The sequence below is a fragment of the Burkholderia catarinensis genome (assembly GCF_001883705.2).
Classification (GTDB): domain Bacteria; phylum Pseudomonadota; class Gammaproteobacteria; order Burkholderiales; family Burkholderiaceae; genus Burkholderia; species Burkholderia catarinensis.
The window spans coordinates 197,619-211,621 of record NZ_MDEQ02000009.1; the positions used below are offsets into that span (position 1 = coordinate 197,619).

At 70.0% G+C, this 14,003-nt stretch carries 9 protein-coding genes and 1 pseudogene; 2 read left to right on the forward strand and 8 right to left on the reverse strand.

Translation table 11 applies throughout. The features are described 5' to 3' along the window. Positions 1-10: 10 nt before the first annotated feature. The 6 genes and pseudogenes from glgB to BFF94_RS16895 all read right to left on the reverse strand — a co-directional run bounded on the left by glgB (position 11) and on the right by BFF94_RS16895 (position 10,220). The gene (gene glgB, locus BFF94_RS16870; RefSeq protein WP_219139569.1) at positions 11-2,218 is read right to left on the reverse strand and encodes a 1,4-alpha-glucan branching protein GlgB; all 2,208 of its coding nucleotides are present in this window, start codon (positions 2,216-2,218) and stop codon (positions 11-13) included. Further along, positions 2,215-5,625, reverse strand: coding sequence for a maltose alpha-D-glucosyltransferase (gene treS / locus BFF94_RS16875; protein WP_219139584.1), 3,411 nt, complete (start codon positions 5,623-5,625; stop codon positions 2,215-2,217). The genes glgB and treS overlap by 4 nt, the downstream gene beginning before the upstream one ends. Beyond that, entirely contained in the window at positions 5,625-9,017 is a 3,393-nt protein-coding gene (locus tag BFF94_RS16880; protein WP_219139570.1) for a maltotransferase domain-containing protein, read from the reverse strand. Before BFF94_RS16880 ends, treS begins: the two co-directional genes overlap by 1 nt. 161 nt (positions 9,018-9,178) lie before the next feature. Next, positions 9,179-9,667, reverse strand: a complete 489-nt coding sequence (locus tag BFF94_RS16885) for a phage protein NinX family protein (protein ID WP_219139571.1) — start codon at positions 9,665-9,667, stop codon at positions 9,179-9,181. A gap of 29 nt (positions 9,668-9,696) precedes the next feature. Further along, positions 9,697-9,882 (reverse strand): annotated as a pseudogene (locus BFF94_RS38465) (endonuclease/exonuclease/phosphatase family protein); the annotation flags it as partial. Positions 9,883-9,935: 53 nt separating this feature from the next. Continuing rightward, positions 9,936-10,220, reverse strand: a complete 285-nt coding sequence (locus tag BFF94_RS16895) for a hypothetical protein (protein WP_128848349.1) — start codon at positions 10,218-10,220, stop codon at positions 9,936-9,938. A gap of 345 nt (positions 10,221-10,565) precedes the next feature. On the opposite strand from BFF94_RS16895, the gene BFF94_RS16900 reads away from it, so the two are divergent. Next, positions 10,566-10,808: a DUF6566 family protein gene (locus tag BFF94_RS16900; protein WP_128848346.1), complete on the forward strand. Its 243-nt coding sequence runs from the start codon at positions 10,566-10,568 to the stop codon at positions 10,806-10,808. A 105-nt stretch (positions 10,809-10,913) separates the two neighbouring features. On the opposite strand, the gene BFF94_RS16905 is transcribed toward BFF94_RS16900, so the two are convergent. Then, on the reverse strand, positions 10,914-11,588 hold the full coding sequence (locus BFF94_RS16905; protein ID WP_219139572.1) for an HAD family hydrolase: 675 nt from the start codon (positions 11,586-11,588) through the stop codon (positions 10,914-10,916). Between the two features lie 217 nt (positions 11,589-11,805). Between BFF94_RS16905 and BFF94_RS16910 the strand changes: the two genes are divergently transcribed. Beyond that, positions 11,806-12,990 carry a sugar transporter gene (locus BFF94_RS16910; protein WP_128844850.1) on the forward strand — a complete coding sequence of 395 codons (1,185 nt, stop codon included), beginning with the start codon at positions 11,806-11,808 and terminating at the stop codon, positions 12,988-12,990. Positions 12,991-13,072: 82 nt separating this feature from the next. On the opposite strand, the gene BFF94_RS16915 is transcribed toward BFF94_RS16910, so the two are convergent. Then, a complete protein-coding gene (locus tag BFF94_RS16915) occupies positions 13,073-13,849 on the reverse strand; it encodes an SDR family NAD(P)-dependent oxidoreductase (protein ID WP_128844852.1) in 777 nt (258 codons plus the stop codon). Positions 13,850-14,003: the final 154 nt, after the last annotated feature.

The window sequence follows — 14,003 nt, forward strand, 5'->3', positions numbered from 1 at the left end:
GCGCAGGCATTCAGACAGGACGCAGCCACAGCGTCGCGAGCGGCGGCAGGCGCAAGCTTGCCGACCACGCTTCGCCGTGGGCGGGCACGGCCTCGGCCCACACGGCGCCGTCGTTGCCGGCATCGGTGCCGCCGTACGGCGCGGCATCGGTGTTCATCAGTTCGCGCCACTGGCCGGGCGCGGGCAGCCCGACGCGGTAGCCGGTGCGCGGCACGGGCGTGAAGTTGCTGACGGCGACGACCAGGTGCCCGGCCTCGTCGCGGCGCGCGAACGCGAACACGCTGTTGTCGCGATCGTCGCCGATCAGCCAGGCGAAGCCGGCCGCGTGGCAGTCGAGCGCATGCAGCGCCGGTTCGGCCGCATACGTGCGGTTCAGGTCGCGCACCAGCCGCTGCACGCCGCGATGCGCGGGCGCGTCGAGCAGGTCCCAGTGCGGCGTGCTGTCATGCGCGAACTCGGCCCATTGCGCGAATTCGCTGCCCATGAACAGCAGCTTCTTGCCCGGGTGCGCCCACATGAAGCCGAAGTACGCGCGCAGCGTCGCGAGCCGCTGCCATGCGTCGCCCGGCATCTTCGAGACGAGCGAGCCCTTGCCGTGCACGACCTCGTCGTGCGACAGCGGCAGCACGAAGCGCTCGGAGAACGCGTACAGGAGCCCGAACGTCATCCGGTCGTGGTGATAGCGGCGGTGCACGGGGTCTTCGCGCAGATACGCAAGCGTGTCGTGCATCCACCCCATGTTCCACTTGAAGTCGAAGCCGAGCCCGCCGTCGCCGGTCGGCGCGGTGACGCCCGGCCACGCGGTCGATTCCTCCGCGACGGTGACGACGCCGGCCGGCGCGGCCGCACCGTGCAGCGTGTCGTTCAGCATGCGCAGGAACGCGACCGATTCGAGGTTCTCGCGCCCACCGTACACGTTTGGCACCCATTCGCCTTCCTTGCGCGAATAGTCGCGGTACAGCATCGACGCGACCGCATCGACGCGGATGCCGTCGACGTGATACCGGCGCGCCCACGCGAGCGCCGACGCGACGAGGAACGCGCCGACTTCGGTGCGCCCGACGTTGAACACGCACGTGTGCCAGTCGGGATGCAGCCCTTCGCGCGGATCGGCATGCTCGTACAGCGCGCTGCCGTCGAACTGCGCGAGCCCGTGCGGATCGTCGGGGAAGTGCGCGGGCACCCAGTCGACGATCACGCCGATGCCGGCCGAATGCGCACGGTCGACGAACCGCGCGAAGCCGTCGACCGGCCCGAAGCGCGCGGACGGCGCGAACTGCGCGAGCGGCTGGTAGCCCCACGAGCCGCCGAACGGGTATTCGGCGATCGGCATGAATTCGACATGCGTGAAGCCCATCCCCTGCACGTACGGAATCAGCCGCCCGGCGAGCTCGTCCCAGGTCGCGCTGCGGTCCATCTCCTCGGGCACGCGCTGCCAGGACTCCGCATGCACCTCGTAGATCGACCACGGCACGCGGTAGCGGTCGGCGTGCGGCCGCGCGTGCATCCAGCCGTCGTCGTGCCACGCGAACGCGTCGAGCGCCGCGACATCGGCGACGACGGACGCCGTGCGCGGCGGGGCTTCCGTCGCGCGCGCGCACGGATCGGCCTTGTGCGGCAGCACGCGCCCGTCGGCCGCGCGCAGCTCGTACTTGTAGTGCTCGCCCGCGCCGATGCCCGGCACGAACAGCTCCCACACGCCCGACGGCAGCCGCAGCCGCATCGGATGGCGGCGGCCGTCCCACCCGTTGAAATCGCCGACCACCGACACGCGCTGCGCGTTCGGCGCCCAGACCGCGAAGCGCACGCCGTCGGTGTCGTCGATGCGCGCGGGGGTCGCCCCGAGGCACTCGAGCACGGCGGCCGGGTCGCCGGCCGAGAGACGCGCGAGCACCGCGTCGTCGAGCAGCGTGCCGAACGCATACGCGTCGTCGGTCACCTGCCGCGCGTCCGGCCAGTCGATCGCGAGCAGGTAATGCGGCACGCCGCCGTTGCGTCCGATCGTCCCCGCGAAACAGCCGGCGCGATCGACACACGCGAGCGTGCCGAGTTCGTCGCCGTCCGGCGACAGCGCGCGCACACGTTCGGCGCCGGGCAGCAGCGCGCGCACGACGAGCCGGCCGTCCTGCCCGTGCGGGCCGAGGCACGCGAACGGATCGGGATGACGGCCGGCGAGCAGGGCATCGATATCGGATCGTTCGAACAGCGTATCGGTCATCGTGTGCCTCCGTCGTCGGGCGCGCCGCCGTCGTCGAGCAGGCGCTCGACCAGCGCCGCGAGCCCACCGACCGGCACGCTCAGCCAGTCCGGCCGGTTCGCGGCCTCGTAGCACAGCTCGTACGACGCCTTGTCGATCAGGAACAGCGCGAGCAGGCGATCGGCATAGCGCGGGTCGACGAAGCGCGCGGGCGCGAGCTCGGCGGCCGTGCGATAGCAGTCGACGAAGCGGTCGGCGGCGGCCTGCCCGAAGCGGTCGAACAGCGCGCGCTTGCGGTCGGCCGCCTGCGGCGGGGCCTTCTCGATCGCGATCTGCGCGGTCGCGCTCACATACGACAGCGAACGCAGCAGGCCGGCCACGTCGCGCAGCGGATGCGATTTCGCGCGGCGCCGCTCGAGCGGGCGCGCCGGTTCGCCCTCGAAGTCGATCAGCAGCGCGTCGCCCTGCACGTCGAGCACCTGACCGAGGTGGAAATCGCCGTGAATCCGCATGCATTGCGCGTCGAGCGTGCGCGGCACGAGCGCCCCGAGCGCACGCACGGCCGCATCGCGCGACGCGAGCAGCGCGTCGGCCGCCGCGCGGATGTCCGGATCGAGCGCATCGAGCCGCGTGCGCAGCACGTCGAGCGCGCGCTCGAACGACGCGATCGCGTCCGCGGTCCAGCCGTCGACGTGGCCGGGCGTCGCGGGTTCGGGCGCGAACGCGGGATCGTCGGACGGCTGCGCAAGCGCGACGTGCAACTGGCCGAGCCGCGTGCCGACGATGCCGGCAAACGCCGCATAGCCGAGCAGCGCTTCGGGTTCGTCGTCGGTTTCGGTCGCGGCGTCCTCGTCCGCGGCCGGCAGCGCGAGCTCGTCGACCGCGCGCCGCAGGAAGTCGAACGAACGCGTCCACGCGTCGCCCTGGTTGTCGACATAGCGCTGCAGGATCGCGACCGTATGCGGCGTGCCGTCCGGATCGACGTGCACGACTTCGCCCGCGAGCGTCGCGGTGTTCGCATAGCCGATCCGCGTCAGGTGCCGGCTCATTTCGGCTTCCGGATGCACGCCGTGCGCGACCTTGCGCACCAGCTTCAGCACGATCGCGTCGCCGATCACGAGCGAGCTGTTGCTCTGCTCGGCCGCGAGCCAGCGTACTTCCGCGTCGTCGCCGGGATCGAGCGCGGCGAGCGCGTCCTCCGGCAGGAATGCGAGCCGGCCGCCGTCGGACGTGGGCACCGTCGCGCCGTCGCGCAGCTTGCGCAGCATCCCGCGCGCGAACGCCGGCAGCGCGAACGCGTCGGTCAGGTAGCCGACCGTGTGGCCGCGCCGCACGCGCGCGAGCGCGAGCTGCGCGAACAGCGGATGGGACGTTTCGCCGCCCCACGCGGTCGCGAGCGGCACGACGTAGCGTTCGACGCCGCCGTCGCTCGCGGATACCCACGCCTCCGCGTACTGGAACGGCTCGTCCGGCACCGGCGTGACGACGTTCAGCCACGCATCGCCGATCGCGCGATCCTTCGACGCGAACCAGCGCCGCCGCGCGAGCCACGACGCGAGCGCGTCGTGCGCGAGCGCATGCAGTTGCGCGACGTCCGGCCGCGCGTCGCCGCGCCGCATCACGAGCGTCACGTATTCGGGCAGCGGCTGCGCATGCGGCTGCCGCCACGACGGCTCGCGCCCGTGCTCGGCGAGCACGAACCACAGGAACCCGTAAGGCGGAAAGGTGAGGAGATACGGGAGCTGGCCGATCGGCGGAAACGGCGAATCCGACGTCATCTCGATCGGCACACGGCCCGCGAATTCGGATAGGTCGAGCTCGACGGCCTGCGACGCGCGCGACAGGTTCGCGACGCACAGCACCGGATCCTCGCCGTCCAGCTCGCGCAGGTACGCGAGCACCTTGCGGTTCTCGGGGCGCAGGAAGCGGATCGTGCCGCGCCCGAACGCCTGCGACGCGCGGCGCGTCGACAGGATGCGGCGGGTCCAGTTCAGCAGCGAATGCGGGTCGCGCGTCTGCGCCTCGACGTTGACCGCATCGTAGCCGTACAGCGAGCCCATCACCGGCGGCAGCACGAGCAGTTCCGGGTCCGCGCGCGAGAAGCCGCCGTTGCGGTCGGACGACCACTGCATCGGCGTGCGCACGCCGTCGCGGTCGCCGAGGTGGATGTTGTCGCCCATCCCGAGCTCGTCGCCGTAGTAGATCACCGGCGTGCCGGGCATCGACAGCAACAGCGAGTTGATCAGCTCGATGCGGCGCCGGTCGCGTTCCATCAGCGGCGCGAGGCGGCGCCGGATGCCGAGGTTGATCCGCGCACGGCGGTCGCTCGCGTAGGTCTGCCACAGCAGGTCGCGCTCCGAATCGGTCACCATCTCGAGCGTCAGCTCGTCGTGGTTGCGCAGGAACACGGCCCACTGGTTGCTCGGCGCGAGCGCCGGCGTCTGCCGCATGATGTCGACGATCGGGAAGCGGTCCTCGCTCGCGATCGACATGTAGATGCGCGGCATCAGCGGAAAGTGGAACGCCATGTGGCATTCGTCCTCGTTGCCGAAATATTCCTGCACGTCTTCCGGCCACTGGTTCGCTTCCGCGAGCAGCATCCGGTTCGGATACTCGGCGTCGATCGTCGCGCGGATCCGCTTCAGGATCGCGTGCGTCTCGGGCAGGTTCTCGTTGTTCGTGCCTTCGCGCTCGACGAGATACGGCACCGCGTCGAGCCGCAGCCCGTCGATGCCGAGGTCGAGCCAGAAGCGCATCACCTGGATCACCTCGCGCACCACGGCCGGGTTGTCGAAGTTCAGGTCGGGCTGGTGCGAGTAGAAGCGGTGCCAGTAGTACTGGCCGGCAACCGGGTCGTGGGTCCAGTTCGACGTTTCCGTATCGAGGAAGATGATCCGCGTGCCCGCGTATTTCGTGTCGGTGTCGGACCACACGTAGTAGTCGCGGTGCATCGAGCCGGGTTTCGCGCGGCGTGCGCGCTGGAACCACGGATGCTGGTCCGACGTGTGGTTGATCACGAGTTCGGCGATCACGCGGATCCCGCGCGCATGCGCTTCGCGGATGAAGCGCCGCACGTCGGCCAGCGTGCCGTAGTCGGGATGCACGTCGCGATAGTCGGCGATGTCGTAGCCGTCGTCGCGGCGCGGCGACGGGTAGAACGGCAGCAGCCAGATCGTGTCGACGCCGAGTTCGGCGATGTAGTCGAGCTTCGCGATCAGGCCGGGGAAATCGCCGATGCCGTCGTTGTTCGAGTCGTAGAACGACTTCACGTGCACCTGGTAGATGATCGCGTCCTTGTACCACAGCGGATCGTCCGCGCAGAGCGCCGGTGCGCGGCGGCGCGCGCGGCGCCGGCGCGGCGTGCCGGCCGGCGCGAGCGACGGGAACTGCGCGCGGCGTACGTCGTCGAGGGAATCTTCGCGTTTCATCATGCGTGTGCTCCCGAAGGGCGGCGGGCATCGTCCGGTCTCGGCGCCGCCGCCCGCACGGCGCCCGGAGACGGCGCGAGCCGCCAGATCGCATACGGCCGCACGTGCGGATCGAGCGACACGTACTGGCGAGGCCCGCGCCACGTTTGCGCCTGCGCGGCATCCGGTTCGAGCGCGTCGAGCGGTTCGCCGAAGGCGAGCCCGAAGCCGCGCCACAGCGCCGCATCGAGCGTGAAGTTCGCGGCCTGCGGATGCCACGGGTCGAGGCTGATCGCGACCGCCACCACGCTGTCGAACGCGGGCGTCGCCTTCACGAACACGAGCACCATGTCGTTGTCCGCATCGGCGAACGTGAGGCCGAGATGGGTCTGCAGCGCCGGATTGTCGCGCCGCGCGCGGTTCAGCCGCGCGACTTCGGTGCCGATATGCGCGGCACGGCTCCAGTCGCGCGCGCGCAGCTCGTACTTCTCCGCGTTCGCGTATTCCTCGCTGTCCGGCAGCGGTGCCGATTCGCCGAGCTCGAAGCCCGAGTACATGCCCCACGAGCCGGCCAGCATCGCCGCGAGCGCCGCGCGGATCACGAACTGCGAGCGCGGCGCGTTCTGCAGGTGGCGCGGGTTGATGTCGGGCGTGTTGACGAAGAAGTTCGGCCGGAAGAACTCGCGCGCGGGGCCGGCGGTCAGCTCGGTCAGGTAGTCGATGAATTCGCGCTTCGACTCGCGCCACGTGAAGTACGTGTACGACTGCGAGAAGCCGACCTTCGCGAGCCTGTACATCATCCCCGGCCGTGTAAACGCCTCGGACAGGAACACGACGTCCGGATGCCGGCCGCGCACGTCGTCGATCATCCACGCCCAGAACGGCAGCGGCTTCGTGTGCGGGTTGTCGACGCGGAAGATCCGCACGCCCGCGTCGACCCAGAACTGCACCGCGTCGCGCAGCGCGAGCCACAGGCCGGGCCGCGCGTCCGGCGCGTAGAAATCGGGGTTGACGATGTCCTGGTAGCGCTTCGGCGGGTTTTCCGCGAAACGCAGCGAACCGTCGGGTCGCCACGCGAACCAGCCCGGATGCGCGGCGAGCCACGGGTGGTCGGGCGAGCACTGGATCGCGAAATCGAGTGCGATCTCGAGCCCGTGACCGCGTGCGGCATCGACCAGCGCACGGAACGAATCGAGCGTGCCGAGCTGCGGATGCACGGCCGTGTGGCCGCCGTCGGGCGAGCCGATCGCGTACGGGCTGCCGACGTCGTCGGGGCCGGCCTTCAGGGTGTTGTTGCGGCCCTTGCGCGCGGCGCTGCCGATCGGGTGGATCGGCGGGAAATACAGCACGTCGAAGCCCATGTCGCGGATGCGCGGCAGTTGCGCGATCACGTCGTCGAACGTGCCGTGCCGGTGCGCATCGTCGCTCGCCGAGCGCGGGAACATCTCGTACCAGCTCGAGAAGCGCGCCGCGCGGCGCTCGACGTCGACCGGGTAGGTCGTTTCGTCGTGCGTGACGAACGCGCGGTAGCGCAGCGCTGCGAACGCGTCGGCCAACGGCGGCGCGCCGAGCAGCGCGAGCCGCGCGTCGGCCGGCGCGTCCTTGAATTCGGCGACGAGGCGTTCCATCCGCGGGACCGCGTGCGCATCGAGCGGATCGGCGAGCTTGAGCGCGGTCGCGAGCAGCAGCTGGGCTTCGCGCACTTCGAGCGTCACGTCCTGGCCGGCCGCGTGTTTCTTCGCGACGTCGTCGACGAGCGATGCCCAGTCGTCGCGCCATGCGATCACGCGAAACGCATGGCGGCCGACGCGGTCCAGCATGACGCGTGCGTGCCAGCCGTCGTTCGGTTCGGCTTCGAACGGTATTTCGCGCCAGTCGTCGTCGCCGTCCGCGCGCCACTGGAGCGCGGCCGCGAGATGCGCGTGTCCGTCCGTGAAGATCGATGCGTGCACGACGAGCGGCTCGCCGATCACGCGCTTGACCGCGAAGCGGCCGCCGTCGACCGACGGCTCGACGCGCTCGATCGCGATCCGGTCGGCCGCGAGCGCGGCGGACAGCGCCGAGCGCTCGCGCGCGTCGTCGGGGCGTGTCGTGACGGGCGGCGCCCGCCACGCATGCAGCAGCGCATACGCGCCGGGCCCGAGCGTGAACGGTTCGAGCGCGGCCGGCGGGTGGGTTTGCGCGCCATCGTGCGTGACGACGCGCGTGAAACCGCCCGGCACGCCGGGCAGGATCGTCGCGGGGTCGACCGTCGCCGCTGCGTCGAGATCGGGATTCAACGCGATCAGCAGCGCCGCTTCGTCGTGTTCGAGCGACGGCCCGGTGCCGCGCAGCAGCGCAGTCGCGTTCGCGCCGGGCGCGCTCAACTGCGCGATTTCGCCGCGCGCGGCCGCCACCGGCGTTGCGCGGCGCCATGCGTTCGCATCGGCGAGCGCACCCGACAGGTCGAAGCGCGCACGCTCGAACGCGGCGCGGTAGCGCGCGGCATCCGCGTCGCGCGCCATCAGCGGCACCGCGACGCCGCGCTCGAACCCCATCGGCACGAGCCAGCCGGTGCCGACGGCCGCGGCCGTCCACAATGCGCGGCGATAGGCGCGCGCGACGGTGTCGTCCGGCGCGTTGGGCCAGTCGTCGGCGAGACGCGGGCCGTCGAACGTATCGGGAAACGCGATCGGCGAGCCGATGCGCCGCAGCAGCCGGTGTTCGTCGGCGAACCACGGCGCGCGCAGGTCCCACCAGCGCACCGATGAAAACACCGCATCGAACCCGGCCCCTTCGAGCTGCGCGAGCGCGTCGCGCGCGTGGCCGGGCACGCCGGCGAGCACCGCGACGTCCGGGCGCGCGCGGCGCAGCGCCGCGCGCCAGCCGGGCCACCAGTCGGCCGGCAGATGATGCGGCGCGTCGATCAGGAAGCCGGCCGCGTCCGCATCCGCGAACGCGGCGAGGTGCGCGCACCACCACGCGGACAGCGCATCGCGCGCCGCGTCGTCGCCGAGGTTCGCGTGCGCGATGTCCAGTGCCTGCGCGGAGCCCCGCGGGTCGATCAGCGCGTCGTCGTGCGTGTGCTCGACATACCAGTCGGGATGCTCGGCGCGCAGCGGATTCTCGTGCGCGATGCGGTCCGGCACGACTTCGAGCAGCAGGCGCAGCCCGTGGCCGTGCGCGAGCTGCGCGAGCCGCGAGAACGTTTCGAGTGCGCTCGCGCGCGTCGCGAACGATTGGGCCGGCCGGTGGAAATCGGCCACGTGGCGCGGAAAGCCGGCGACGCTCGTGGCCCAGAATGCGCCGACGAGCACGTGATCGAAGCCCATGCCCGCGATCTGCGCGAACGTCTGCGGCCATGCGTCGAGCGGACCGACGAGGCGGGCGTCGCAGAAGTAGATGTGGGGAGCGAAAGTCGGCGTGGAGTCCATGGCGTGGCGCGGGCAGGTGGCGGCGATCGATAAAGCCGGTTCGCCGCAACGCGCGTGCCTGCCGGGATGTGTTCCCGGTGTTCCCGCGCGGCAGCGCTCGGGCGGGAGGCCGTTGGTTCGGCGACTGTCGTTTTTACATGACGGCGGCAGGGCGCGTGTACTTACATGCGTGGGATCGAACGGATATCCGTGCTGTCGCCGGCGGCCCGATCGTCGTCCGCTTCGGGAAGCGGCGCCCCGGGGTCGTAGCGCACCACCGCGCCGTGTTCGATCCGGTGCGCGAACGGCGGCGGGGCGTCGACCTCGTCGCCGAAGCGCGCGCGCACGAACGCGCGCAGCAGCGCCGCGCGTGCATCGGGGCCGTGTGCGCCGCAGGTCGACGGGCCGTCGACGAAGGTCGCGTCGCATTCGACGTCTTCGCCGTGGTGCGCGATCCGCAGGTCGTCCACGCGGTCGAGCACCGCGCCCGCGTCGGCCCACGATGTCGAAGGCACGAACGGTGCATCGCGGTGCCGGAACGCGTCGCAGGCGGCCGTCACGACCACGGTCGGCGCGACGGCCGTGAAGCTCAGCGTGTCTTCTTCATCAGCGCACAACGCGCGTGCGCACCAGTAGTCGAGATCCTTTCCGTCCAGTATGTCGGTTCGCATGGGCTGCTCCGCCGGATCGTAAAAGGGGCTCACCGCGCAAGCGGCGTGCCCGTCGCGGGCGCCCCACGCATCCGCGCGACGAGCGGATAGTGGTCGGACGCGTGCCGTGCGCGCATGCTGCGATGTACGACCACGTCGATCAGCAGTTCGCCCGGGTGGATCCAGATCCGGTCCAGCGAGCACACCGGGTACAGCGTCGGGAACGTGCGCGGCGCCGTATACGCGATGCCGAGCCGTACGTCGCGCACGTCGACGTGTGTATGGGCGGCTACCGATCGTCGACGTCCGGGCCGCCGTCGATGCGCTGCAATAGTGCATCGCAACGCTCGCGCAGCGCGCGCAGTTCCGGCGAATCCGCGTCGAGCCGCACACGTTCGCCGCTGTCGGGGTCGCGGTTCGCGACCGCGATGTCGTAGATTCCTTGCGCGATCGTCGCGGACGCGTTCGCGATCCTGATCCGGGCGAGCCAGCCGCGTTCGGCGTGATGGCACGCGAGCCACACGCGCTGCGCGCCGATGAGCTGACCGGTCGTGAGCCATGCGCCGGACCGCATGCGCGCGGCCAGCTGGCTCGTCACGAGATAGGAGAGCAGGTCGGTCGTCTGGTTCACACGAAACTCCTTGACGAAGGGGCGGGGCGACGAGGCCGCAGGCCGGTTCGCGGGAACGAAGCCGGGAGGGCACCGAGGTCCGGATCCGTCGTCCGGGTGCTGGACGATGAACCGCTTCACGGGCATGCAGCGGTGCCGGTAGCGGGTCGACGCGCAAACGGGGGCGCAAGCCGCGTGCCGGCCGCGGGCACCGGGCACGGTACGTGCGTGCAGCGCCGACTGGGCGCGCGGCGATCATGCGGCGCGCATTTTTTGCATCGCCATCGTAGATAAGGATAGGAGGCCACCGTGCAAGATCAACAGGACGCACAGGTTCGCGACCCGTATCGCGGCCACGAAATCCGCGTGTGGGCGCGGCGCAACGACAGCGGCGCGTGGCACGACGAGGTGCAGGTGTATGTCGGCGGCGCGCGCATCGAGGTGGTCGTGCCGGCGGTCGCCGGCCCCGACTGGCTGACCGAGAAAGAAGCCCTGCTTGCTGGCGTCGAGCGCGGCCGCTACCTGATCGACAAGCGCATCGACGACGATTGAGCAGCAGCGCGGCTGCGTGCCGGTACGGCGAGGCGTGGCCGGACGCGGACGGCGTGACAGGCCCGATGCCGGTCCGGCGAAGGTGCTTTCGGCGATCCGGGCGGTTCAGGGCCGCGCGGCAATTTCATCGAGATGCCACAGCAGGTCCGCCGGATCGTCATACACGCGCAGCGCGCCCGCGCGTTCCAGCTCATCGCTGCCGTAGCCGCCCGACAGCAGCCCGACGCCGAGCGCGCGGCAGCGGCTCGCGGCGAGCATGTCCCAGATGCTGTCGCCGACCACGACCGTGTGTTCGATCGGCACGTTCAGTTGCGCGGCCGCGGTCAGGAACAGGTCGGGGTCCGGCTTTGCATATTTCACCTGGTCGCGCGTGACGACGACCTGTTTCGCCGGATCGACGCCGAGCGCCTCGAGATTGATGGCGGCCGTCTCCATCCGCCCGCTGGTGGCGATCGCCCAGCGGATGCCCGCGCTCGACAGCGCGGCCAGCAGCTCGCGCGCGCCCGGCAGCGGCCGGACCTGCGCGCGCAGCCGCTGGTACGCGGCCGCATGCAGCCGGGCAAGCCGTTCGACGCGCTCGGCGTCGATGTCGCCCGCCGTCTCGCGCAGCAGCTGGTTCAGGAACAGGCCGCCGCTCATCCCGATCTTGCGGTGGATGCGCCATACCGACAGTTCGATGCCCTCGGCATCGAGCGCTTCTTTCCACGCGAGCACGTGCTGATAGACGCTGTCGACGAGCGTGCCGTCGAGATCGAACAGAAACGACGTTTCAATGCGCATGTAAATCTCCTGGCCCGATGAGGTTCGGGCGTATCGTCCGCGAAAATCCTGTCGACACATTATCCGCGGATGGCCGTGTCATCGTCATGTCCCGCCGCTGCGACGTGCCGCGACGTGCCGCGACGCGTCAAGCGCCGCTGATACAATCGCGGCGATGCGCCGGGCCGGGCTTTCCGTACCGGACGCGCTCCCAACCCTCGTCTCGTCGATTCCACGTATGGCAACACCCGACGCCATCAGTTCCGAACACTCGTGGTGGGGCGTATTGGCCCTCGCACTCGCCGCCTTCATCTTCAACACCACCGAATTCGTCCCCGTCGCGCTGCTCGGCGCGATCGGCGACAGCCTGCACATGCAGCCGACCGACGTCGGGCTGATGCTGACGATCTACGCGTGGGCCGTCGCTGTCGTGTCCCTGCCGCTGACGCTGGTCACGCGCCACGTCGAGCGGCGCAAGCTGCTGGTCTGGGCGCTGCTGGTGTTCATCGCCAGCCACGTCGTGACCGGCGTCGCGTGGAATTTCACGGTGTTGATGATCGGCCGGCTGGGCATCGCCTGCGCGCATGCGGTGTTCTGGTCGATTTCCGTCCCGCTGGCCGTGCGGCTCGCGCCGAGCGACCGCAAAAGCCGCGCGCTCAGCCTGCTCGCGATGGGCACGTCGATCGCGATGGTCGCCGGCATTCCGCTCGGGCGCGTGATCGGCGAGGCGTTCGGCTGGCGCGTGACGTTCCTGATCATCGGCGGTGCGGCGGGCGTCACGTTGCTGTTGCTGCGTGCCACGTTGCCGGTACTCCCGAGCCAGGGCGCCGGATCGCTCGGCAGCGTCGGCGTGTTTCTGCGCAAGCCGGCGCTGGTGGCGCTGTACGCGATCACCGTGCTCGTGGTGTCCGCGCACTTCACGTCGTATACGTACATCGAGCCGTTCGTCCAGAGCGTCAATCACGCGAGCAGCAGCCGGATCACGTACGTGCTGATCCTGTTCGGCGTGGCCGGCATGCCGGCCGCGATCTGCTTCAATCGCGTCTATCCGCACCGGCCGGACGATTTCCTGCTGGCGTCGATCGTCGCGTTGTCGGGCTGCCTGCTGATCCTGTTCCCGTGCGCGCTGAACATCGTCACGCTGTCCGTGCATACGCTGGTGTGGGGCGGGGCGATCGTCTGCTTCGGCCTCGCGATGCAGGCGTGGGTGCTGAAGCTGGCGCCGGAGGCGACCGACCTGGCCGTGTCGATCTACTCGGGGCTGTACAACGTCGGCATCGGCGCCGGCGCGCTCCTCGGCAACCATATCGCCGGCGGCTTCGGGCTGCCCTGGATCGGCACGTTCGGCGGCGTGGTCGGCGCGTGCGCGGCCGGGATTGCATGGCTGGCGTTGCGGCTGCACGAGAGGCGGGCGGTGGCGTAGCCGACGCCGGGTTCCGGCGTGCGGCGAGGGCGGCCGGTGCCCGGTGCCCGGCGAATTCACTTCCCGGATCGCGCTTGCCGCGTCATGCAACCGAATAGCCGCCGTCGGCCACGAGCGCGTGCCCCGACACATAGCTGGAATCGTCCGACGCGAGGAACGCGACGATCGTCGCCATCTCCTCGGCGGACCCCCACCGTCCTGCCGGTGTCGATGCGGCAAAAGCCTGCTGCGCATCGTCCGACGGCCAGATGCCGCGGTGATGGAACGGCGTTTCGATCAGTCCCGGGCACAGTGCGTTGACGCGCACGCCGCGCCTGAACCATTCGATCGAAGCGGTCTTCGTCATCCCGATCACCGCGTGCTTGCTCGCGATATAGACCGACGCATTCTCGAAGCCGATGAGCCCGCCCATCGACGCGTTGTTGATGATGCTGCCCGAACCCTGGCGCAGCATGATTTCAGCCGCGTACTTCATCGAATTGAACACGCCGCGCACGTTCGGTTCGAACACCATGTCGAACCGTTCGGCGTCTTGTTCGAGCAGCGGCGCGAACACGCCTTCCGTGCCGGCATTGTTGAACGCAATGTCGAGGCGCCCGTAGGTCGATACCGTGAAATCGAACAACTTCCGCAGATCGCCTTCGTTCGCGACGTCCGCGGCGAATGCGCGGGCTTCGCCGCCGGCGGTCGCGATTTCGTCGACCAGCCGATCGAGTTCGGTCTTGCGCCGCGCGCTGACGACGACCTTCGCGCCGCGACGGGCGAGCTCGATGGCGGATGCGCGGCCGATGCCGGAGCTGGCGCCCGTTACCAGGGCGATGCGGCCGTCGAGCTGGGCCGGTTTCGTGCTTGCGTTCATGATGAGATTCTCCAGGGTGGTTTGACCGTTCACGTCAAAGCGACGTCTGTTGCTCATTGTGGTCGTTCGTCGCCCGCAAAAAAATGGAACAATGGCGCATTCAGAATTCCTATTTCAGGAATTAAATTCACTGCTTCCCGCGCGTCAGAAGGGT

Excerpts from the sequence above, each read along its gene's own strand:
- glgB (WP_219139569.1), bottom strand. The coding sequence starts at position 2,218 with ATGACCGATACGCTGTTCGAACGATCCGATATCGATGCCCTGCTCGCC.
- treS (WP_219139584.1), bottom strand. The coding sequence starts at position 5,625 with ATGAAACGCGAAGATTCCCTCGACGACGTACGCCGCGCGCAGTTCCCG.
- BFF94_RS16880 (WP_219139570.1), bottom strand. The coding sequence starts at position 9,017 with ATGGACTCCACGCCGACTTTCGCTCCCCACATCTACTTCTGCGACGCC.
- BFF94_RS16885 (WP_219139571.1), bottom strand. The coding sequence starts at position 9,667 with ATGCGAACCGACATACTGGACGGAAAGGATCTCGACTACTGGTGCGCA.
- BFF94_RS16895 (WP_128848349.1), bottom strand. The coding sequence starts at position 10,220 with ATGCGGTCCGGCGCATGGCTCACGACCGGTCAGCTCATCGGCGCGCAG.
- BFF94_RS16905 (WP_219139572.1), bottom strand. The coding sequence starts at position 11,588 with ATGCGCATTGAAACGTCGTTTCTGTTCGATCTCGACGGCACGCTCGTC.
- BFF94_RS16910 (WP_128844850.1), top strand. The coding sequence starts at position 11,806 with ATGGCAACACCCGACGCCATCAGTTCCGAACACTCGTGGTGGGGCGTA.
- BFF94_RS16915 (WP_128844852.1), bottom strand. The coding sequence starts at position 13,849 with ATGAACGCAAGCACGAAACCGGCCCAGCTCGACGGCCGCATCGCCCTG.